This window comes from Acinetobacter sp. YH01010 (assembly GCF_013420775.1).
GTDB lineage: Bacteria > Pseudomonadota > Gammaproteobacteria > Pseudomonadales > Moraxellaceae > Acinetobacter > Acinetobacter amyesii.
The window spans coordinates 13,311-36,867 of sequence record NZ_VOYF01000017.1 but is presented as its reverse complement, the minus strand read 5'-3'; the positions used below and the strand labels follow the sequence as shown (position 1 = coordinate 36,867).

19 protein-coding genes and 1 pseudogene are annotated in these 23,557 nt (G+C 42.3%); 14 read left to right on the top strand and 6 right to left on the bottom strand.

Annotated features, from left to right (window positions below; genetic code table 11):
• Nucleotides 1-172 precede the first annotated feature (172 nt).
• Nucleotides 173-1,534, top strand: a complete 1,362-nt coding sequence (locus FTT77_RS13910; protein WP_180109447.1) for a sodium:alanine symporter family protein — start codon at nt 173-175, stop codon at nt 1,532-1,534.
• A gap of 240 nt (nt 1,535-1,774) precedes the next feature.
• Here the strand turns inward: FTT77_RS13910 and FTT77_RS13905 are convergent.
• Nucleotides 1,775-2,131 (bottom strand): annotated as a pseudogene (locus FTT77_RS13905) (hypothetical protein); the annotation flags it as partial.
• A gap of 185 nt (nt 2,132-2,316) precedes the next feature.
• On the opposite strand from FTT77_RS13905, the gene radA reads away from it, so the two are divergent.
• From radA to FTT77_RS13875, 6 genes are all read left to right on the top strand, one after another.
• On the top strand, nt 2,317-3,705 hold the full coding sequence (gene radA, locus FTT77_RS13900; protein WP_168378273.1) for a DNA repair protein RadA: 1,389 nt from the start codon (nt 2,317-2,319) through the stop codon (nt 3,703-3,705).
• A 123-nt stretch (nt 3,706-3,828) separates the two neighbouring features.
• Complete coding sequence (locus tag FTT77_RS13895; protein ID WP_078192078.1) at nt 3,829-4,830, top strand: Tim44 domain-containing protein; 1,002 nt, start codon at nt 3,829-3,831, stop codon at nt 4,828-4,830.
• A 202-nt stretch (nt 4,831-5,032) separates the two neighbouring features.
• Nucleotides 5,033-5,380 (top strand): hypothetical protein, encoded by a 348-nt coding sequence (locus FTT77_RS13890; protein WP_180109446.1) that lies wholly within the window; start codon nt 5,033-5,035, stop codon nt 5,378-5,380.
• Nucleotide 5,381: 1 nt separating this feature from the next.
• Entirely contained in the window at nt 5,382-7,133 is a 1,752-nt protein-coding gene (locus FTT77_RS13885) for a PepSY domain-containing protein (RefSeq protein ID WP_180109445.1), read from the top strand.
• Nucleotides 7,130-7,468 carry a DUF3325 domain-containing protein gene (locus tag FTT77_RS13880; RefSeq protein WP_180008350.1) on the top strand — a complete coding sequence of 113 codons (339 nt, stop codon included), beginning with the start codon at nt 7,130-7,132 and terminating at the stop codon, nt 7,466-7,468. Before FTT77_RS13885 ends, FTT77_RS13880 begins: the two co-directional genes overlap by 4 nt.
• A gap of 102 nt (nt 7,469-7,570) precedes the next feature.
• Nucleotides 7,571-8,083 carry a tetratricopeptide repeat protein gene (locus tag FTT77_RS13875; protein ID WP_180008352.1) on the top strand — a complete coding sequence of 171 codons (513 nt, stop codon included), beginning with the start codon at nt 7,571-7,573 and terminating at the stop codon, nt 8,081-8,083.
• Between the two features lie 64 nt (nt 8,084-8,147).
• On the opposite strand, the gene FTT77_RS13870 is transcribed toward FTT77_RS13875, so the two are convergent.
• Complete coding sequence (locus FTT77_RS13870) at nt 8,148-8,672, bottom strand: peptidase C39 (RefSeq protein WP_180008354.1); 525 nt, start codon at nt 8,670-8,672, stop codon at nt 8,148-8,150.
• 65 nt (nt 8,673-8,737) lie between these two features.
• Entirely contained in the window at nt 8,738-9,685 is a 948-nt protein-coding gene (locus FTT77_RS13865; RefSeq protein WP_180065032.1) for a DUF4424 family protein, read from the bottom strand.
• A 271-nt stretch (nt 9,686-9,956) separates the two neighbouring features.
• Here FTT77_RS13865 and ahcY point away from each other — a divergent pair, with 271 nt between their 5' ends.
• The 7 genes from ahcY (at nt 9,957) to FTT77_RS13830 (ending at nt 20,534) form a co-directional block, all read left to right on the top strand.
• Nucleotides 9,957-11,339 (top strand): adenosylhomocysteinase, encoded by a 1,383-nt coding sequence (gene ahcY, locus FTT77_RS13860; protein ID WP_180039608.1) that lies wholly within the window; start codon nt 9,957-9,959, stop codon nt 11,337-11,339.
• A gap of 185 nt (nt 11,340-11,524) precedes the next feature.
• Nucleotides 11,525-12,361, top strand: a complete 837-nt coding sequence (gene metF / locus FTT77_RS13855; protein WP_180109444.1) for a methylenetetrahydrofolate reductase [NAD(P)H] — start codon at nt 11,525-11,527, stop codon at nt 12,359-12,361.
• 32 nt (nt 12,362-12,393) lie between these two features.
• A complete protein-coding gene (locus FTT77_RS13850) occupies nt 12,394-13,107 on the top strand; it encodes a 16S rRNA (uracil(1498)-N(3))-methyltransferase (RefSeq protein ID WP_180089057.1) in 714 nt (237 codons plus the stop codon).
• A 183-nt stretch (nt 13,108-13,290) separates the two neighbouring features.
• On the top strand, nt 13,291-16,167 hold the full coding sequence (locus FTT77_RS13845) for an EAL domain-containing protein (protein WP_180109443.1): 2,877 nt from the start codon (nt 13,291-13,293) through the stop codon (nt 16,165-16,167).
• A 140-nt stretch (nt 16,168-16,307) separates the two neighbouring features.
• The gene (locus FTT77_RS13840; protein WP_078192090.1) at nt 16,308-18,587 is read left to right on the top strand and encodes an NADP-dependent malic enzyme; all 2,280 of its coding nucleotides are present in this window, start codon (nt 16,308-16,310) and stop codon (nt 18,585-18,587) included.
• A gap of 81 nt (nt 18,588-18,668) precedes the next feature.
• A complete protein-coding gene (locus FTT77_RS13835; RefSeq protein WP_168378286.1) occupies nt 18,669-19,904 on the top strand; it encodes a multifunctional CCA addition/repair protein in 1,236 nt (411 codons plus the stop codon).
• Nucleotides 19,905-20,093: 189 nt separating this feature from the next.
• Nucleotides 20,094-20,534: a GNAT family N-acetyltransferase gene (locus FTT77_RS13830; RefSeq protein WP_180008372.1), complete on the top strand. Its 441-nt coding sequence runs from the start codon at nt 20,094-20,096 to the stop codon at nt 20,532-20,534.
• Between the two features lie 36 nt (nt 20,535-20,570).
• Here FTT77_RS13830 and epmA read toward each other — a convergent pair whose 3' ends face one another.
• The 3 genes from epmA to FTT77_RS13815 form a co-directional block, all read right to left on the bottom strand.
• Nucleotides 20,571-21,539: an EF-P lysine aminoacylase EpmA gene (gene epmA, locus FTT77_RS13825; protein WP_373683566.1), complete on the bottom strand. Its 969-nt coding sequence runs from the start codon at nt 21,537-21,539 to the stop codon at nt 20,571-20,573.
• A 5-nt stretch (nt 21,540-21,544) separates the two neighbouring features.
• On the bottom strand, nt 21,545-22,612 hold the full coding sequence (locus tag FTT77_RS13820; protein WP_180008376.1) for a 4-phosphoerythronate dehydrogenase: 1,068 nt from the start codon (nt 22,610-22,612) through the stop codon (nt 21,545-21,547).
• A 115-nt stretch (nt 22,613-22,727) separates the two neighbouring features.
• Nucleotides 22,728-23,480, bottom strand: a complete 753-nt coding sequence (locus FTT77_RS13815; RefSeq protein WP_180008378.1) for a class II aldolase/adducin family protein — start codon at nt 23,478-23,480, stop codon at nt 22,728-22,730.
• Nucleotides 23,481-23,557: the final 77 nt, after the last annotated feature.

Genomic DNA, 23,557 nt, shown 5'->3' with positions numbered 1-23,557 from the left:
CCAATAAAACAACAATTTACTTGTAATAACTTAAATTTTATGCAAAAAATATTTTACCAACGATAAAAATTTATGCCAAAAATCATGGAAGTTTCTAACAATGGCATATCAATTGCTACAGATATCAAAAATGTAGCATTCACTCACTCAGGGCCGATAAGAAGAAGATACTATGCAAGAAATTCAAAATATCATGGAAACACTCAGTGGATGGGTCTGGGGCCCATACATGTTGGTCCTCATTGTTGGAACAGGTGTATTCCTCACCTTCCGACTGCTTTTCTGGCAATTTCGCATGTTGCCTTTCGCATTCAAACAAGTCTTTGGCAAGCATCCTAAAGCAGATCAACATGATGGCGATATTTCACATTTTGCCTCACTCATGACCGCACTTTCAGCCACCATTGGTACAGGTAATATTGCCGGTGTAGCCACCGCTTGTGTGCTCGGTGGTCCGGGCGCAGTGTTTTGGATGTGGATAACCGCGCTCTTTGGTATGGCAACCAAATATGGTGAAGGTGTACTCGCTGTAAAGTTTCGTCATAAAAATGAAAATGGCGAAATGAACGGTGGTCCGATGTATTACATCGAACGTGGACTTGGGCCTAAGTGGAAATGGTTGGCAGTGGTATTTGCCCTATTTGGTACTTTGGCATCCTTTGGTATTGGTAGCTCAGTACAGTCGAACACTGTCGCGCTTGCTGTGCAAAACAGCTTAGGGATCAACACACTCACCACTGCAATCGTTATCACCATATTCTCTGCACTCGTTATTTTAGGCGGCATCAAATCCATTTCTAAAGCCTCTTCATTTATTGTTCCAATTATGGCGGTAGGTTATGTATTGGGTGGCTTAATCATTATTTTCACCAACCTTGAATTGGTGATCCCTGCACTAAAAATGATCTTTAGCTATGCATTTACGGGCGAAGCTGCTGCGGGTGGTGCGATTGGTGCTGCGATTCGTTATGGTGTGGCACGTGGTGTATTCTCTAATGAAGCAGGTATGGGCTCAGCACCCATTGCCGCTGCGGCTGCAAAAACTGACCACCCAGCACGTCAAGGTCTTGTCTCTATGACAGGTACGTTCTTAGACACCATCATTGTTTGCTCTATTACAGGTATCGTACTTGTGATGGGCTTCATCATGGCGGGACAAAGCTTTGGTGATCAAACCGGTGCAGTTTTGACGATTAGTGTTTTTGACAAACTACTTCCGGGCTTCGGTGGTTGGGTCGTAACTTTCGGTATTATTTTCTTCGCTTATTCAACCATTCTGGGTTGGAGCTATTATGGTGAAAAATGCTGTACATACCTCTTAGGTGAAAAGTCAGTACTGATTTATCGCTTAATTTATATCGCATCAGTCTTTGTCGGCTGTGTCGTAACACTCGATCTCGTTTGGTTATTTGCCGATACCTTTAATGGTTTGATGGCTGCACCAAACTGTATTGCACTGTTATTGCTCTCAGGCATCATTGTGAAAGAATCAAAAGATTTTATTGAACGTCGTAAATCAGGTGAATTGTACTAATCCCCTGCTAAACAAAAAGCCACGTGAATTCACGTGGCATTTTTATTCGGACTGAAAATCAATATTTACTTATTGAATCGTACCAATTTGACCATCATCAAATTTGTCGTTTTTCGTGTTGCTTTCATTGGCTGCTTCATCTTTTGGATCTGCTTCAGCATCTTCAATAAAGCCTTCACCAAATTGGTCACCAAACTCATTTTCAGCATATTCAGAATCTACAGCACTGGCTTCCATCAAATCGGCTTCGATTTCTAGGGCAATTTCCAAGGATAAAGAAAAGAACAATACCCCCTGAATTTTCATATTCCCTTGCTCATCTTCAAGGTATTCACTGAGGGTTTTATATGCAGGACTGCTTTCATCGAAAGGCACGTCGAGGTATAAATCACCTGTATAGCTATCGATCAAAGACTCACCTTCTAGCCCCATACAAGGGAAATAGTCGATATTTTGCAGGTCAAACCAGTGCATAACGTCATTACGCACCGTATTTTTTTCAGGATGTTGATGATCATATTCTTCAAAATGCACAAATAACACATCACGATTTTTTTCACGTGCGATGGCATCGATATGTCGTAATAGTTCAGTCATGTGGTGACCCATTTCAAAAAATATAATGCGCTATTATAAAGTGCTTACTATATAAAAGTGCAGCTATTGAAAATAAAACGACATCAATTGACCTTCAACAGTCATTTCATGCGATAAAAACTTGGTTTTTCGATGTATTCACCGCTATGCTGTGACTCAATTTGAGTTTGTGCACAGTAAATATTATGGCGAAAGCAAAAAGTGTCTATCGATGTGAACAATGTGGTGCTGATCATCCCAAATGGGCCGGTCAATGTACCGAATGTGGTGAATGGAATTCATTAGTCGAAGTCAGCCTTGCACCCGCCGTTACACACCGTGCGCAGCCTAAAATGGGCGGTGGCTATGCAGGTCAAGCCGCAGCAGTGACTACCTTAAATCAAGTTTCTGTTTCGCATGAAACCCGAATGGCAACAGGTATTGGTGAATTTGACCGTGTGCTTGGCGGTGGACTGGTCACAGGTTCAGTAGTGCTGATTGGTGGTGACCCCGGCATTGGTAAATCCACTATTTTGCTACAAACCGCAACCTATATGGCGGCGAGTAAAAGTTCTGCCTTATATGTCACAGGTGAGGAATCTTTGTCTCAGGTGGCGCTACGTGCCCAACGCCTAGATTTGCCGACCGATCAACTCAAAGTCATGGCAGAAACCTGTGTCGAGCGTATTTGTGAAGTATTGGCACATGAACGCCCTGCCGTTGCCATTTTAGATTCGATCCAAACCTTATACACCGAGACACTCCAGTCTGCGCCGGGCGGTGTTTCCCAAATTCGTGAATCGGCTGCACTCCTGACCCGCTTTGCCAAAAATAGTGGCACAGCACTGTTTATCGTCGGTCACGTAACAAAAGAAGGTTCTTTGGCTGGCCCTCGCGTGCTTGAGCACATGGTCGATTGTGTTTTGTATTTTGAAGGTCAGTCTGACTCGCGCTTCCGTATGATTCGGGCGGTGAAAAACCGTTTTGGTGCGGTCAACGAGCTTGGTGTATTTGGCATGACCGATAAAGGTCTGCGCGAGGTATCAAACCCCTCCGCTATTTTCCTGAGTCGTTATGATGAAGCCATTCCGGGCTCTATCGTCATGATTAGCCGTGAAGGTACACGCCCACTTTTGGTTGAAGTTCAGGCTTTGGTAGATGATGCACACGGACAACCTCGACGCGTGGCCTTAGGTTTAGAACAAAACCGTTTAAACATGCTTTTAGCCGTTATGCACCGTCATGGTGGCGTACAAACCGCTGGACAAGATGTCTATGTCAATGTCGTCGGTGGTTTAAAAATCACTGAAACCGGTTCTGACCTTGCGGTACTTTTAGCCTGCGCCTCTAGCTTAAGAGCTAAAGCCCTGCCACAGCATTTGGCGGTATTTGGTGAAGTCGGCCTTTCAGGCGAAATCCGTCCTGTACCCAATGGACAGGAACGACTCAAAGAAGCCATTAAGCATGGCTTCAAAACCATTATTTTACCGCGTGGGAATGCACCGCAAAAACCAATTTCAGGTGTAGAGATTATTTCTGTCGCACGTTTACATGAGGCGTTGAGTCAGGCAATTACACTTACCGATGAGTCTTAGTCACGTTGAATAGTTTATTTTGAATGAATTTTCAATTTTTTACCGATGTTCTATTGAAATTCAGTACAAATGGCGGCATAACTAGATGGCTATTTTAAATTTATATAGATATAGGAAAATTTGATGGAAGTTCGACAGCGTGGTTTGATGACTGCTCTTTTAACAGCAGCCCTTTTGGTAGCGCCGATTGCAGAAGCGAAACGTGCCGGTGGTGGTAAAAGCCATGGTATGAGCCGTCAAGCTGCTCCAACTCAGTCTTATCAGCAACCTCGTCAATCTGCTCCTGTTCAACAGCCTGCAACTGCTGGCGCTCCAGCTAAATCTGGCTCGAATGTGGGCGGAATGGTTGCAGCTGGTGTGGCTGGTGCTGCAATTGGTGCAGTCGCTGCAAATGCGATGGCCGATGACAATAACGGTCAAGCAGCTTCTGAAGCGCAAGCTCAACAACAGGAAGAGAAAGGTGGTATTCCAGGCTGGATCTGGATTTTACTTGCCGCTGCTGTTGCCTTCTTCATTTTCCGTAAGATGGGCGCAAAAAAAAAACTAGCCGCTAACAATCCGTATGCGCCAAACAGCGGTGCAAACAATGCACCGTTTGGCCAGCAAAATGCTGCACCTCGTGCAGGTAATGACAATACGAATATTTTTGGTAATTCTGTAGGCGGTAATTCAGCAGCTTCAAATGCTCCATTTGGTGCAGCTGCTGCAACGAATGCGCCTTTTGGTGCTGCCTATACCAACAGCGGCAATCAATTGCCTGATGGTACAGAACCAGCAACATTTTTACGTGTTGCACGTCAGCGTTTTAACCACATTCAATCGATGAATACGGCAAGCAACATTTCTGAAATTCAGCGTTACTTAACGCCTGATCTTTACCAGTCTATGTATAACGACATTATGGCGAATAAAGACGAAGACGTTGCTGAGTTTTCTAACTTAAATGCTATGGTGGTCGATTCTGCTAACGAAAATGGTCAATACGTTGTAAGTGTGCGTTTTACAGGTACGGTAAGCGAAGACTTAAATAGCCTGCCACAGCCATTTGCTGAAGTATGGCATTTTGTTAAACCTGCGGGTTCTGATCAAGACTGGTTGGTTGCAGGCATTCAACAAGAGCAATAATGTAGACAATTAAGCATTCTTGCATTCTAAAATAGCGACTTCGGTCGCTATTTTTTTGCCTTTATTTCCCCTCTTTTTAAATCAATTTCTACTCAGCATGCTGAAATATCAATAATTATGTGAATACATTATTCTAATTATTAATAATAATTGTTATCATTTATATTAACTTTAATACAATTTCCAAGCGCTTAAGTATTTTATGAATAGCTCACCACCTGAGGCACTCGTGACACCCCTCAAATCTGCGCTGCCTAAAACGCGTAAAGACACTCCTTCTCTATTGACCTATCGCTTGATGATTTTCTATCGCTTTGCCCTCGCTTTAGTGGGCGGATATGTTGTCGCAATGCTATCTGCCATCGTAATTGCAGATGTATTTAGCGAAGACCGTGGAAGTGCAGCTATGAGTGCAACTTTAATTTCATTTATCCTGTGGAGCTGTGCATTTATTTGGGTCTTTATGGTGAATAAAACCCTCAAAGCAACTTTAGGCATTGTGATCCCTGCGGTGTGTTTGTATGCCATTTACATGATGATGGGAAGCTAAAATGCGTGTTGATGCAAAAGTAGAGGGACCTCGACAGTCCATGTCTTGGCTGCATACATGGGCTAGCCTAATCTTAGGTTGGTTGCTGTATGCTATTTTCCTGACCGGGACCCTAAGCTTCTTTAAAAATGAAATCAATGTTTGGATGACTCCTGAGCTGCATCAATCTGTTCCAGCCAGTTCACAAGTCCAACAAACTGAAGTCGCACTGAATTATTTACAGCAAAATCATCCAAATGCAGGTGCTTGGAATATTTTGCTGCCGAATACGCGTCAAAATGCCACCTTAATTACCGTGCGTGAACAAGGTGAAGACCCTCGCGCACGCCGTGGCGGTAAACAAATCTACATTGATAGTGCTACAGGTGAAGTGCTTGAGCCGCGCGATACGCGTGGTGGTAATTTTCTCTATCGTTTCCATTTCGAACTATATGGTATGCCACGTATGTGGACGCGATGGTTTGTCGGGATAGCCACACTGTTGATGTTAGTTGCCATCATTAGTGGTGTGATTACTCATAAAAAAATCTTTAAAGATTTCTTTACCTTTCGTTCAGGTAAAGGACAACGTTCTTGGCTCGATGCACATAATGCAACCGCAGTATTTGCGCTTCCCTTCCACATCATGATCACCTTTAGTGGCCTGTTGCTGCTGTTATTTGCGATCATGCCTTGGGGGATTGAGCGTATTTATGAAAACCGGGGACAATTTTTACAAGAACAAAATCGTGCCCTAGTTCAAGAAAATAAACCTGAAGGACGTGAATCTGCCCAAGGACGCGAAGAACGTGGCGAACGCCCACAGCAAGCCCGTGCCAATTCTGCGCAAAACCAAGGCGAAAATCGTGCTGAGGGCCGTGGTGAAGGTCGAGGAGATCGTCGCTCTAAACGTGAAGAGCAACCTGTCGTTGCTGCGCCGTTGACCAACTTAGCGCCAATCGTGACTGCGGTTCAGACTGAATGGAAAACCAATCCGATTAGTACCGTTAGCATCATTGCACCAAATACAGACCAAGCTAAAATTGAGCTACGTGCCTTACATGGTGAAAGTGTCGCGTATCGAAATGTCTATGCAAGCAAACAATTTGATGGCGTAACTGGCAAAGACCTAACTGATGAAAGTGCCAAGTTAAAGCACCCTTCTGTACCGATGGGTATTTACAATGTAATGACTACGCTGCATGAAGCACGCGGTGTAGATTTAGCACTACGTTGGCTGCTGTTTATTTCAGGGATTGTAGGCACACTGATGGTCGCTACAGGTCTCATTCTGTGGTGTGTAAAACGTGCGCCGCAACAGCAAAAACAAGGCTTTAAATCATTTGGCTACCGCACGGTTGAAGTGACCAATATTGCAGCGATTATTGGTTTGCCGATTGCCTGCGCAGCATTTTTCTATGCCAACCGTTTTATTCCCGCACAACTTGAAAACCGTTCGGAATTAGAAATTCGTAGTTTCTTTATTGTTTGGCTACTAACGCTTATTTATGCGATGTTCCGTACGCATCGTCAAGCGTGGCTAGAACTTTTAGCTTTTGCCACAGCAATTTTTGCCTTACTGCCGATTGTAAACTTCATGACTGGTGGTCAACCGCTTTGGAATACCATGGCAAATGGCCAATGGATGATTGCATCCTTTGATCTTGCAATGTGGCTTTTGGCTATCTTGTTTGCCTATTCATTTTATAAAGTGAAAAAGCATAAAGGGCTGCCTGTTAAAAAAGCACGTGGCACAAAGGAGGTTGAAGCATGATGTTCTTTCTCCTGATTTGGACACTGAGTAGCTTAGGTTTTTTTGCCTTGGCAAGCAGCATGTCAAAACATCAAAAGCAGTTCTACAGCAAAGAACTAAGTGTGGGCCAAACACGGTTAGCCACGCTAGTCGGCTGGGCGCTATTGATCATCGCCTTGATAATTTGCCTCTCTCTTGGCACGCCGAGCAATAACATCAGTTATTGGTTTGGCGCGCTGACTATTGCGGCTTTATTTGTCGGGCTATGTATTAGTTATATCGCTGAATATTTTTGGAAAATTATTGGTGCATTGGTTGTCGTATTTGTATTGTCAGCTGTGTTATTGAAATTTTAATTCATTAGACAAGCTTCTCTAAACATTGAAAGCCAATCTTCGGATTGGCTTTTTTCATGCCAACCGATTAGGCTATGCCTATTCTGCTCTTTTGGATTACACATGTCTGAACTTTCGATCTCTCCTGCTTTATATAACCGTGCCATGGCAGGCAATAAAGATGCTCAATTTGAACTGGCTGAAATTTATATGCAAAGTGAAAATGATGAGCATGTTGAACTTGCAGAAGAATGGGCACTCAAAGCAGCTCAGTTAGGTCATGTAGAAGCAATGTATTGGCTGGGTGAAGGCTATGCAGTCTATGCCAAAGATATGCTCGAAGAAGATCCGGAAGAATCTAAAACCTATTTTGAACATGCGCACCGCTGGTTAGAACAAGCGGCGAAGCATGACCATCCTGCTGCTATTTTAGAATTGGCCAATTTTTACCGTCGCGGCGATGTGGTGGAAAAAGATGTCGCTAAATCCATTGAACTGGTTGAACAATCTGCAAAATTAGGTGAAGTTCAGGCCATGCGTGATTTGGCTTTTATTTATGCCAATGGATTAGGCATCGACGCCGATGAAGAAAAAGCAGATTTTTGGAATGAAAAAGCCAATATGGCTGAGCAATAATCCAATTATTTTCTAAAAAATAAAGCCCATCTCATGATGGGCTTTTTTCATTCAACAATATGGCTCAGCTCGCCACATAATCATTTACATCCACAATAATGACTTGTCGGCAAATGCCTTCCGCACCACGCTGCTGTTCAAATACGTCTGCTGGCATGGCATCAAAGCTGTCAAAGAAACTGATCTCTGTCTCATCAATGTCATACACCAAGGAATGATTCCCCACGCCTTCTAGGGTGTCGTAATAGACAATCACAAACTGATTTTGTTCAAAAGCCTGCTGGATTTGTGCATAGCCAATTGCAGGTAATATAGGCAGTTCCAATTGATCCGCTTCTGCATAGCTGCGTTTTTCACTGTCTTGCAGCTCAGGATCATGCTCTGTGTAAAACTTTACTAGAAAGCCAAACTTTTTCAGTCCTACAGCCAAACCAATGGTTGTTGTGCCATGGCCAGCTTCATAAGCGCAAACTTCGATGAGCTGCTGAATGTCTGCATCTATACCTAAGTGCTGCAGCAACATCCACACTGCATAAATGCCGCCATTGGCTTCTAAATTTGCCAACTCATCAGGTATTTCCATCGACATATATCAAAACTCAAAATTGCTTATGGACGATGATAAACAAATCGCAGCAGTTTTGCCTGCAAGTTTTAATCCAGACCTGATTTCACATGCACAAAAATAATGTCCAAATCTTGTTTGGGCACAAAATTCTTTTCAACCATTTGAAACTGCGTAGCGCTGATTTTCTTCACTTTACCTGCCCAGCAAAAAGAAACCAACTCTCCTGCATCACGCTCGATAGTCAGTTTAAAATCTTGAATAGGCTTTGCCCAATTGGCACCAGTTTTTAAGATATAGCCCAGCGCTTGAAATGGTGCATGCTGTGATTTAGCCTTTCTGAGTCCTGCCTTAAAGTTTTGATCCATACAATAACTTTTATTATATTCATCAGGATATAAAGCCACAGACCCACCCACTAGCGGTGCATATTGATGCTGTACACGTGTGAGCGCATTGGCTTTAAACGTTTGCTTCCAGCTATAAATCACCTGAGATGACCATGAAATTTCTTCACTCAAATCTTTGGGCAATACTTTTTGCAGCGCTGCATTTTTACAGTTTCTAAGCTTTGCCTCAAAAGTTTTATATTCAACATCTTGCCTGCTCCACGGATTCAGCATGTCTTTTTCCGTAAATCCGCATTGCTTAAAACTCTCAGTCATATCAATCGGCGCTGTTTTCTCATCTTTTTGAATAAAAGTGCGTACGTGCATTTCAGGCTGAATCGTTTTTCCATTCACTTGAACTTTAAAACTTTTGAGCAGCTTTTCTGTATTGGCAAAATCAGATTCAAAGAAGTTTTCAACTTTTGGCAACGGAAATAAGACCGTTTCAGTCACATCTTTATTGCTTAAATTTTTGAACTGATAATCGACCTTAATGATTTTTTTACTAATAAACAGGTCTTCACTGAACATTTGAATGTCTTTACTTTTCAGATACTGTACACCGCCTGTTGCCACGTAGCCTGTTGAGTCGTTGGCCGCGACAATAACAGGCCAAAACATCAATAAAGCCATTACGGGTTTAATCATTATTCTTATACTCCTGACCGATTTATGAAATTTAAATATTCGCGACGTAATTTTACAGATCAAAAAACCTATAAGTCAGATATTAAGCATTTTCGGATTGGAACTCACTCTATTTCCAAGTACAATACTGCCCTAGTCGAGGGATGCTGCGACTTTCTTATAGGCACTAAATATAAGATCGCTAGGCTCGACGATTCGGTTGGACACTCGCTCCAATCAACAACGGCATCCGCGAACATAATGATCAATTGTTTTTATTAAGGAGATCGTGATGAACGCGGTTAATGCTTCATTTACAGATTATAAAGTTGCCGATATTTCACTAGCTGACTACGGCCGTAAAGAAATCAAACTTGCAGAAGCAGAAATGCCAGCCCTAATGGGTCTTCGCAAACGCTATGCAGCGGCTAAACCGCTTGCTGGTGCGAAAATCCTTGGCTGTATCCACATGACCATTCAAACTGCAGTTTTAATTGAAACTCTAGTTGAATTGGGCGCAGAAGTACGCTGGACTTCATGCAACATCTTCTCTACTCAAGACCACGCTGCTGCTGCAATCGCTGCTGCAGGTATTCCTGTATTTGCTTGGAAAGGCGAAACTGAAGAAGAATACATGTGGTGTCTTGAACAGCAAATCAATGTGAACGGTACACCTTGGGATGCCAACATGATTCTGGATGATGGCGGTGACTTAACTGCGCTTGTTCACGAAAAATATCCTGAAGTGATTGCTAAAATCCACGGTATTACAGAAGAAACCACTACAGGTGTTCAACGTCTTTACGAAATGCACCGCGACGGTACTTTAAAAGTTCCAGCGATTAACGTAAATGACTCTGTAACCAAGTCTAAAAATGACAATAAATACGGCTGCCGCCACTCATTAAACGATGCAATCAAACGTGGTACAGATATGCTTTTATCTGGTCGTCGTGCGCTTGTAATCGGTTATGGCGACGTAGGTAAAGGTTCTGCTCAATCACTTCGTCAAGAAGGCATGATTGTACGTGTAACTGAAGTTGACCCAATCTGCGCAATGCAAGCATGCATGGACGGTTTCGAAGTTGTTGCTCCGTATAAAAATGGCATTCAAACTGGCAAGAAAGAAGACATCAACCTTGACCTTCTTCAAAATACTGACTTGATCGTAACAACGACTGGTAACTACCACGTATGTGACGCAGCAATGCTTGATTCATTAAAAGCTGGCGCTGTAGTTTGTAACATCGGTCACTTCGACACTGAAATCGATACAAACTACCTACGCGGTTACAAGTGGGTTGAAGTGAAGCCACAAGTTCACCAAGTGTATCGTACCGAAAATGAAAACGATTACTTAATCCTTCTTTCTGAAGGTCGTTTGGTGAACCTTGGTAACGCAACTGGTCACCCATCGCGTATTATGGATGGTTCTTTTGCTAACCAAGTATTGGGGCAAATGCACCTATTCGCTGAAAAATTTGCTGATCTTCCTGAAGATCAAAAACAAGCGGCGATCCGCGTAGAACTTATTCCTAAGAAATTAGATGAAGAAGTTGCTGCAGCAATGGTTGCAGGTTTCGGTGGCGTATTGACGACTTTGACTCAAGAACAAGCGGATTACCTCGGTGTTCAAGTTGAAGGCCCGTTCAAAGCTGAGGCTTATAAATACTAAGTTTTATAAATACCTCTCCCTAACCCTCTCCTAAAAGGAGAGGGAACTCTTCATTGTGAAAGCAAATTTGTTGTTAACTCCAAATAACTATTACTTTCATAATGGAAGTCCCTTCTCCCTCTGGGAGAAGGTTAGGATGAGGGGATTTTTTTAAATAAAAGTATTTATAAAAAAAGGATTTGAACATGTCAAAACAGATTCCTATTTCCTTTGAGTTCTTCCCGACCAAAACTGATGCGGGCGCGGAAAAACTTAAAGTTGTACACCAAGAACTACAATTATTAAATCCTGAATTTTTCTCTGTGACTTATGGTGCAGGCGGTTCTACCCGTGAACGCACTTTGTCTACATTGAACGATTTCAACGGTAAAGGCACACCGGTTGCCCCTCACCTGTCTTGTATTGGTGACAGCAAAGAACGTATTGCTGAATTGCTGGATTTGTATAAGTCACAAGGCATTGACCGTATTGTTGCGCTGCGTGGTGACTTGCCGTCTGGTCAAGTAGGCTTAGGCGAATTGCCTTATGCAACTGACTTGGTGCGTTTCATTCGTGAGCACACTGGTGATCACTTCAAAATTGAAGTTGCAGCTTACCCAGAAATGCATCCGCAAGCAGACAGCTTTGATCTCGACATCAAACGTTTCTGCGATAAAGCCAATGCGGGCGCAAACGCAGCTTTGACACAGTTCTTCTTTAATCCAGATGCATACTTCTACTTTGTAGAGCGCATTCAAAAAGAAGGCGTGAAAATTCCTGTAGCGCCAGGCATTATGCCGATTACCAATGCAAGCAATTTAATCCGCTTTGCTGATGGTACAGGTGCAGAAATTCCTCGCTGGATTCGTAAACAGCTTGCGACTTATGGCGATGACACTGCTTCTATCAAAGCTTTTGGTCATGAAGTGATTGTTAAACTTTGCGAACGCCTGATTGCTGGCGGTGCGCCAAGCTTGCACTTCTACACCATGAACACCACTGACCCTACACGTCAACTTGTGAAAGACCTCGGTCTTGCATAAGACATTTCGACCTTTTTGAGAGTAAAACTTTAATGCCACGTTTTTATATTGAAGCTGATTTAACTGTTGATACGACTGTTGAATTAACGGAAACAGTGTTTCATCACTGGGTAAAAGTTTTACGTGCTCAAGTAGGCGAAACTGCCACTTTGTTCAATGGGCAAGGTGGCGAATACCATGTTGAATTGGTTGAAGTCGCTAAAAAGTCGGCTGCCGTCCAAGTTTTGCAATTCAATCCAAGCAATCGCACACCACATTTTACGGCACTATTGGGTCAAGTGATGAGCAAAGGCGACCGCATGGATTATGCGATTCAAAAAGCTGTGGAACTCGGTGTTTCGGAAATTCAACTACTCACTTCAGAACGTTGTGAAATGCGTTTGAAGTACGATCGTGATCAAAAGAAACTCGACCATTGGCAAGGTATTGCCATTGCAGCTTGCGAACAGTGTGGTCTCAACATTGTCCCTAAAGTACTTGCGCCACTTTCCCTTGAAAAATGGTTGGAAAGTGATCTGCCGACAACTAAATTGGTACTCGCACCCAATAAAGATGAAGCTGATGTATTAGCTGATGCTGACCCGCACTTTGCCTTACTGATTGGCCCTGAAGGTGGCTTGAGCGAAGCAGAGATCAGCGCAGCAAATGAGAAAGGTTTCGTGAACTGGTGTATCGGTGAACGTGTCCTTCGCACAGAAACTGCACCTGTAGTTGCACTTTCAATTTTAAATTATAAATCTATTTAATTTTTACTCGATAGTTCATCTGAAAGCATCAATGATGGCATCCTTGATATTGCTTTTTATTTGTAACGCAATTACCCTAGAGTCAATAAAAACAAATGATTTGTTACTAAGAATAAACAAATACTCTCAGGAACAATACAAATACAACGATCTAGATTTGGTTAAGGCAGGATTTTTATATTCATGACGTATAAACAAGATGAATATATCAAGCAGTACAATCATACTGCTCAAATTGCGAACACGATTCGCCATAGCCGCTATTTTTTAGTCAGTATTCTGATTATTTGCTTATATATTTTTTCGATATATCAAATTTTTTATAAATCGCCATCTTTGTATTTCAATATTTGGTTTATTTTTACCGAAGTTTTTGTCAGTTTATGCTGGCTGATTAGCACCGTTTATTTTAAACCTGAACAATATTCACTGATGATTGCGCATCGTTGGTTACAGTTTCAGTGTTTTTCAGTCGGTACGCTGATTGCGAGCGGTATCTTTTTAATTTTTTATTATTTACCTGCGACCAATCAAAGCTTTGAACCGATTCAGGCCTTAACGCTCTCCGCCCTACTCTTGATCGTGACACAAACCTTTGGTTTGACCTATTTAACGCAAAAACTCAATTATTTTTGTTTAGCCTTTATCCCGTCTATCGTGCCGTATCTGATTGCACAGTTCTTTTTCTTAGATAGTTCAAATCACTTATTTAGCCTGAGTATTAATTTTGGGCTCATTGTGATTCTAATGTGCGCCATGACGTCATATCGGATTCACCGTCGTGTGTCGACCTTACATGCAAAAAACAACCTACTGGTTGATAGTGCCAAGCAACAAGTCAAATGGACTGATGAACTGTGTCAGCAGCTCCAAGATGAAGTCAACAAATCACGTGACATCGAATTACAATTACAACTAGGTAACCAAATCCTTGAACAAAAAGTCAAAGAACGGACCTTCGACATTGAGCAAATGAACAAGGATTTAGAAAACCAACAAGCCAATTTAGTCCTTGCGCATGAAATCGCCGGTTTACGTCCTTGGGATTGGAATATCAAGGATCGTAAAATCGTTGTCACCAACTATAAGCAAGAAAAAACCCTTAGACATTCGAAAGAGCATCAGCAACAGTTACAACATGTGATCCATCCTGATGATATCCCTCATTTTAAGTCGGCAATGATTCAACATCTACGTGGATTTAAAGACCGTTATGAGGCCACCTATCGGATTCAAAACAGTCAAGGAAAATGGAGTTGGGTACATGATATTGGACGGGTCATTCAACGCGATCCAAATAATCATAAGCCATTGCGCATGGTCGGTATTCGACGTGATATCCATCAAGAACGGACATCACAAGAACGTTTAAAACTTGCAGCTAGTGTACTCGAACAAGCCGCTGAAGGAATTTTCATTTTAAATGAAGAACTGTGCTATATCGAAGTCAATCCGTTTTACGAACAATTAACCGGATTTAACTACGACCAAATTATTGGCAAACATCTTTTTGATATCACAGCGAATTACAAATCAATTCAACGCAGTATGCACTACTCGATCATTAAACAAGTGCTGAAAATTGGTGAATATGATGGTGAATTGCACGAAAAATTTCTTTCAGGTAAAGAACTGACGCTGTGGATGCATATTAATGCCATTACCGATGATCAAAACCGTGTCACCCATTATATCGGGATCGTTTCAGACCTGACCGAACGTAAATTGCAAGAACAACGCTTATCATATTTAGAAAACTATGACACCTTAACGGATTTACCGAACCGTTTTTATTACAACTATCAACTGCATCAATATTTAGTTTCGCAGCAAGATTCGATTAAACAGTTGGCTGTCATTCGTTTAAACATCGATCGTTTCCGTCCATTAAATGAATATCTCAGCAACAATGGTGGTGATGAACTGTTACGCCAAGTCGCACAGCGTTTACGTCTAACCAATGCCGAAGCTCTGTTTGTCGCACACTTAAATGGCGATGATTTTGCGATTGTGTATGAAATCTCGCACATCCGCCCTTCAGTACAAGAACATTGTGAACGCATCAATAAAGCTTTTAGCATTCCATTTAATATTTTTGGTCAAGACCATGTCATCACCTTATCGATGGGTGTTGCGTTCTATCCTGAGCATGGCCGTCAGTTGGATTATCTGAATAATTGTGCAGAACAAGCGCTAAGCGAAGCAAAAAATTTGGGCGGCAATACCACACGTTATTATTCCAATGAAAATACCGCATTATTAGAGCAAGGGATCTTCTTGGAACGAGACTTGCGTAAAGCCATTCAAAATAATGAGCTGGTGGTGTATTACCAACCGAAGATCAATTTCCGTGATAAAAATATTTATGGTTTTGAAGCCTTAGTGCGTTGGAATCATCCTGAAAAAGGCTTAATACCACCGGGCTTATTTATTCCTCTAGCAGAACAAACCAGTTTAATTTCGGATATTGGGCGTTTTGTCCTGCAAAAAACCGCGCAGCAAATTCGTTTTTGGAACAATTTGGGTTATCAAAATATTTGTGTATCCGTCAATATTGTCGCGCAGCAACTGCGCCGTGGACAATTGTTAAATGATCTTGATGAAGCGATAGATGCCAATCAGATTGATGGTGCCAGTCTGGAACTGGAAATTACAGAATCTTCTTTGGTCGAAAATCTAGATTCAGTACGTGAACTGTTAAATGAAATAAAAAAACGTAAGATCAATATTTCACTTGATGACTTTGGTACGGGCTATTCTTCTCTATCCTATCTAGCTGATTTTCCAATTGATATCTTAAAAATAGACCGCAGTTTTATCTCTAAAATTGGTGAAAATAAACAATTGGCCATCGTTAGTGCCATGATTGCCATGGGTAAAGCGATGGGCATGACGGTAGTCGCTGAAGGGATTGAAACTGAACAGCAGTTACAGTATCTACAAGACTTAGAATGTGACATTGCTCAAGGCTATTTTTTCTCTAAGCCACTGCCACAAGAAGAGGCAACCGTGTTCCTTGAAAATAATATCTCTTCGCCTGCTTATACTTACTTAATATAAGTCACTATGCCTGAGCTATAAGATTGTCTGAAAAAGACGCGACTTCGACTGTCCCAACTGTGCAACTAATGTTATATTCAAGCGGATAAAGCAAGCATTGCAGCTTTATATTGGATAAACAAAACACAATCGAGATACAGATGGACGATCAATCTTTAAAACAGCAGGCTTTGTATTATCACGAATTTCCAACTCCGGGGAAAATCAGCGTTACACCAAGCAAACAATTGGTCAACCAACACGATTTAGCCCTCGCATACTCGCCAGGTGTCGCTGCACCTTGTTTAGAAATTGAACGCGACCCATCTACTGCTGCACTTTACACAGCGCGCGGTAATCTTGTTGCTGTAGTCAGTAACGGTACAGCCGTACTGGGCTTAGGTAACATTGGTCCTTTAGCGTCAAAACCTGTTATGGAAGGTAAAGGCGTTCTATTCAAAAAATTCGCAGGTGTTGATGTTTTTGACATTGAAATTGCTGAAAACGATCCAGACAAAATCGTAGATATCGTTGCAGCATTGGAACCAACTTTCGGTGGTATCAACCTTGAAGACATCAAGGCCCCAGAGTGTTTCTACATCGAGCAAAAACTTCGTGAACGCATGAATATTCCTGTGTTCCATGATGACCAACACGGTACATCAATCATTGTGGGTTCTGCATTACTGAATGCACTTCAACTCAATGGCAAAAAAATTGAAGAAATCAAAATTGTCGCTTCTGGCGCAGGTGCTGCTGCCCTTTCATGTTTGAACTTACTTTGCGCACTTGGCGTGAAAAAAGAAAACATCGTTGTGGCAGATTCACGCGGTTTATTGACGACTAAACGTGAAGGCTTGGATGAGTCGAAAAAGGCATACGTTCAAGACATCGAAGGCTCTCAGCTTGCTGATGTAATGGAAGGTGCGGACATGTTCCTCGGTCTTTCAGCAGCAGGTATTTTGACCAAAGAAATGGTTAAAGTCATGGCGAAAGATCCGATTATCTTTGCCCTTGCTAACCCAGACCCTGAAATTCTTCCTGAACATGCACATGAAGCACGTCCAGACGTGATTATGGCAACTGGTCGTTCAGACTATCCAAACCAAGTGAACAATGCGCTTTGCTTCCCTTATATCTTCCGTGGCGCACTAGATGTTGGTGCAACCACAATTAATGAAGAGATGAAGATTGCTTGTGTACATGCGATTGCTCGCATGGCACATGTCGAAGCTGATGCTGCATCATATGGTGAAAAATCTGCTTCATTTGGTCGTGATTACCTCATTCCGCGCCCATTAGATCAACGTTTGATTCTTGAAATTGCACCTGCTATTGCGCAAGCAGCGATGGATTCAGGTGTTGCAACTCGTCCAATTCAAGACTTCTCTGCGTATCGTCAACGTTTGTCTGAGTTTGTTTATAACTCTGCATTCATGATGAAACCAATTTTTGCGCAAGCAAAAACTGATCCAAAACGCATTGCATATGCTGAAGGTGAAGATTTACGTGTACTTCGCGCGGTGCAAATTGCTGTTGATGAAGGTTTGGCAAAACCAATCCTTGTCGGTCGCCCTGCAGTCATTGAAGCAAACATCAAGAAATTAGGCCTACGTCTTGAAGACGGCGTGAACATCACTATCGTCGATCAAGAGAAAAACCCTGATTATGATAAGTTTGCTGACGATTATTACAGCATCATGCAGCGTAAAGGTGTAACGCCTGAATACGCTCAGCGTGAAGCACGCCGCCGTTCTACACTTATTGCGGCAATGTTGGTTCGTCATGGTGTCGCTGACGGTATGCTATGTGGTACTTATTCAAGCTATGACATTCACTTAGACTTCGTCAGCAATGTGATTGGGCTAAAAGAAGGCCGCAATAACTTCTTTACGCTGAATGCATTGATGCTTGAAGATCGTAACTTGTTTATTGCCGATACTTACATTAACCGTAACCCAACAGCTGAACAACTTGCTGAAATGACCATTTTAGCGGCTGAAGAAGTACGCCGTTTTGGTATTACGCCACGTGTAGCATTGCTTTCTCACTCAAGTTTCGGTTCTGACCAAAATGATCCTAGCGCACAAAAAATGCGTAAGGTTTATGATATTTTATCAGAAATTGCACCTGAACTTGAAGTTGAAGGTGAAATGCATGGTGATGCCGCACTGGATGAAAATATTCGTCATTTCGCATACCCGAACTCACGTTTTAAAGGTTCTGCGAACTTGCTGATTATGCCTAATCTGGATGCAGCGAACATTTCGTTCAACTTGTTGAAATCAACATCGGGCAGTAACGTGACGATTGGCCCAATTCTTTTGGGTGCTGCAAAACCTGTTCATATTTTAACGCCAACAGCGACAACTCGCCGTTTAGTGAATATGACTGCATTGACTGTTGCAGAGATTCAAGAAAACGAAAAATTAGCACTCTAATTTAGTTGACCTGAACACACTTTGTGACTTGAGAAAACCTCTGTTCTGTAGCATGATTGCTCTAAGAATAGAGGTTTTTTCATGCAAGTTTATTTAGTAGGCGGTGCAGTTCGAGATCACTTGCTCGGGCACCCCTATCACGAAAAAGATTATGTCGTTGTCGGTGCAACGCCGGAACAATTACTTGCTCAAGGTTATCAACCTGTGGGTAAAGATTTCCCTGTTTTTCTTCATCCAGAGACCAAAGACGAATATGCCTTAGCCCGTACAGAACGTAAGTCTGGACATGGGTATCATGGCTTTGAATTTTATACCGACGTCAATGTCACACTCGAACAAGATCTCATTCGACGTGACCTCACGATCAATGCGATTGCTATGGATGATGCAGGTCAGATTTATGATCCCTACCATGGTCAACAAGATTTAGAGCGACGCATCCTTCGCCATGTGTCTGATGCCTTCGTCGAAGATCCTTTGCGAGTTCTGCGGATTGCACGTTTTGCGGCACGTTATAAAGCTTTAGGTTTTAAAGTGGCTGAAGAAACACTTGCGCTGATGCAAGATCTCGCTCAATCTGGCGAACTTGAAGCCCTTACACCTGAACGTGTATGGAAGGAAACGTCTCGTGCGTTAATGGAAGACCATGCAGATGAATATTTTGGAGTCTTAAGAGCCTGTGGTGCTTTAAAAGTCTTGTTCCCAGAAATTGATGCGTTATACGGTATTCCACAGCGTCCTGAATATCACCCTGAAATAGACTGCGGCATTCACACCATGATGTCGCTACAGCAAGCCTGTCGTGCCAATTATTCTCTGGATGTTCGTTTTGCCGTACTGGTACACGACTTAGGCAAAGCACTTACTCCAGTAGATGAGTTACCGCGCCATATCATGCATGAAGAACGTGGTGTAAAACCCGTTACCGAAGTCTGTGACCGTATGCGTGTTCCCACCAATACCAAGCAATTGGCCATCTCAGTATGTAAAGAGCATTTAAAATGCCATCAAGCCTTGAGTTTAAAACCGGGTACATTATGGCGTCTGTTACAACGCATGGATGTACTACGCCGTCCTGAACGCGTAGAGGCCTTTGTACAAGCCTGTGAATGTGATTCACGTGGTCGCTTAGGTTTAGAGGATCGTGCCTATCCGCAAGCTCAATACGTTTTAGATGCCATGCAGGTGGTTCGCAATATTAAAGCTGCCGATCTTCCACCTGATGTATCAGGGCCGGATATTGGTGAAATGCTGATTGAACGACGTATCCAAGCCATTGCAGAACTAAAAACCAGTCAATATGCAGTTGAAGCATAATTAGAGCACCTTCGGGTGCTTTTTTAATTTACCTTTTCTATATTTTCCTTTTCTATATTTTTAAAACTTTAACTTTTGCAATATTTCACCTTGCCCTTTCAGATATAGATAAGCTTTGAAAAATATCTGCATTCACATCAAGGCTCATTCATCTATGCTCTAAGGAAAACAAACCATCGAGCTGACAATATGCATCCCCAAATTCGTCCACTACACCTCCCAAAAGATCTCCTCGACATTCATCAACTCACACTCCAATTGGGTTATGAAATACCACCAGAGCGACTCCAACAGCATTGGCAGTTGATTCATTTGGATAAGCATTATCAAACCTTGGTGATGACGGCTGATGACCGCGTCATTGGTTATGCAGGTTTTATCCAACAATACAGTTGGGAGTTTGAGGAAGGATTTATTCGGATTCAGGCTTTTGTCATTGATGCCAGTTATCGCGGTCAAGGTTTAGGGCGACGCTTCATGCAAGCCATTGAGCAAAGCGCTCGGCGACAAGGTCTAAAACGTATTTTACTCAACAGTGGTAATCGTCCTGAACGCTATGCCGCACATGCTTTTTATCAAAATTTAGGGTTTGAAGCCTATAGTTTGGGTTTTACTAAATATTTAAATTGATCGGCCAATTTTACCATCAGCCGATCAAGACATTTTTTAAGAAATATCAGCTGGGAAACTAATGACTTTTTCAAGTTTTAACTGATTCGTTGCCACCATTAGCAATCGATCAATGCCTAAGGCTATACCTGCACACTCACTCATATACGGTAATGCAGCAAGCAAATATTCATCAATCGGCATCACATGCAAGCCAAGTTTAGCGCGCTCTGCATTATCCGCCTCAAAACGACGGCGTAAAACGTCTGCATCAATCAGTTCATCATAAGCATTTGCTAACTCTAAACCTTCGATATATAGCTCAAATCGTGCTGCAACCAATTCACCATCTTCGTCCACACGGGTTTTCGCCAAAGAAGCCATTTCCGGTGGAAAATCTGTAAGGAACACTGGCGTATCAAAACCGAGGCTCGGCTCAACATAATGCGAGAACAATAAATCGATATAGCCTAAACGGTCTTCACCCAGATCTAAGCTTAGTCCCACACGACGACAGCAATCTTTCAGATCTTGTAAAGAAGCTTGTAACGGGTTCAAATCCAAACGATCCATAAAGGCATGCTTATAGCTCAAAATAGTTGGACGAACTTCACCAAAGCGCTGTTTCAAAGTTTCATTCAATAAGTCCGTCACTTCAAACATCAAGTCTTTTAAGCTAAAACCCGGACGGTACCATTCCAACATGGTGAATTCACTGTTGTGTTTACGTCCATGTTCATCATCACGGAAAACTTTACAGATTTGGTAAATAGATCCACTGCCACTTGCCAACAGACGTTTCATGGCAAATTCAGGTGAAGTTTGCAAATAATGCGTTTGCTTTTGACCATTCACATGGCGCTGAGCCTGTACCGATGCTAAATGCACATCGGTGACACCCGCTTGAGAAAGCACAGGTGTTTCCACTTCTAGTACATCACGTGCCGCAAAAAACTGGCGAATTTGAGCATACATCGTGGCACGTGCACGAAGTGCAGTGAGTTCACAACTCGGTTGAAAGTTCATTTGACTCATGCTGCTGGGCCTCCATGTGCAGCCCATTCACGGCGTAAAGGATAGGTTTTACGTAAATAATCAAAGGCTTTTTGATCCACCTTGCCGTCTTTTAGGCAAGCACGTAAGTTGGCATCATCACGAGCGATGTCATAAATATCTTTTAAATAACGCTGTAATACCGTCTTAAAGTCAGCACCCGTAAAATACTGCTCACAGACGGGCAACTGACTTTCAAAAGCTTTATTTATCGGTTGCTTGAAAGTTTGACAAAATGCTTCATAGATCATCTGTGTGCCACGTGCTTTACCTTCCAAGCTATAGCCCGCAATATGTGGTGTCACCACGTAAATTAAATCTAACAACGCTGCTGAAATCTCTGGCTCATGCTCAAAAACGTCTAAGACCACTTTACGCTGTGTCTGTTGAATATCGGCAATTAAGGCAACTTCTTCGACCACTGGCCCACGCGCGGAATTAATCAAGATCGCAGTTGGCTTCATAGCAGCAAGCGCAGCAGCATTGATTAAATGATAGGTTGGATGTTCACCCTCTTTGGTCAGTGGCACATGAGTACTAATCGCATCTGCACTTTTTAACAGTTCTGCAAATTCAACTTGTTTCACCTGATCAGATTGCACAAATGGATCATAGCCAATGACATTCCAACCGAATAATTCTGCCATGACGGCTAAACGTGAACCAACATTACCTAAACCAACAATGCCCAAGGTAAATTTTTCATTTGCATTCAACAATTCAGGTTTAACATAAAGCAATGCCGTAATCACATATTCAGCAACCGCTTGTGCATTACAACCTGCGGCATTTGACCAAGCAATCCCCTGCTTTTCTAAAGCAGTAATATCTAAATGATCTGTTCCAATCGTAGCACTACCGACAAATTTGAGTGCGGTCTGTTGAATTAAGTCTGCATTTACCTGAGTCACCGATCGTACCAACAATGCATCGGCTTCTTTGACATCTGCATGGGTCAATGTTCGACCTGCCGCTTGCTTTATTTCACCAAATTCGGCAAAAAAATACTCAGTAAATGCCAGATTTTCATCTGCAACGATTTTCATAGTTCATCTCATAGTTCCACTATGAACATGATAACGCGTTGCTCAAGCCATGACTATTCTTCTGCACATAAGGCATAGCGCCTATACTCTATGAGCTAGATGATTGAAAATTATATTATCTGCAATAATCTGACTGCTGATCGTCAATTAAGGACAAGGCCGCCTGCCAAGCCGCTTGAATAATGGGCTCGGCCATCGGATTTTCAAACTGCTGCAACGTATGTTCACAAACCTTCGGACTTGGATAATGCAATGTAGCACTCGACAATGCTTTTACTTGAATTTGACAAGCTCGTTCTAAAAAGTAAATTTCATGAAATGCCCGTGCCACACTATCACCAGTCGCAAGCAAACCGTGATTACGTAAAATCATACAGCGATAATGCCTCATATCCTGTACCAATCTTTCACGCTCTTCAGTTGAAAAGGCTATGCCCTCATATTCATGATAAGCAATGTTCTGATAGAACTTTAACGCATGTTGTGAGATTGGCAATAATCCATGTTCCTGTGCAGAAACTGCCACGCCATCCGCAGTATGCGTATGAATCACGCAATTAATATTTGCACGCGCATGATGTAAGGCAGAATGAATCACAAAGCCTGCTACATTCACCATCTTCCCTGCATCATAGGTTTCAACAATTTTACCTTCATGATCAATTTTGACCAAATCCGAAGCCGTCATTTTGTCAAAGGTCACACCATAACGATTAATCAGAAAATGCTCCGGTTCATGACTTAAACGTAAGCTGATATGGGTATCAATTAAGTCGGTCATTTTATAATAAGCCACCAAGCGATACAGAGCCGCCAATTGACAACGCGCTTGCCATTCCAGTTCATGAATAAGCTCTGGTTTTTGCATGGGTGAATTCCTTTTCTAAATCGATTGATCTTGTTTTCTGTTTATTGTGAATAATTAATAGCATGTCATATCCATGC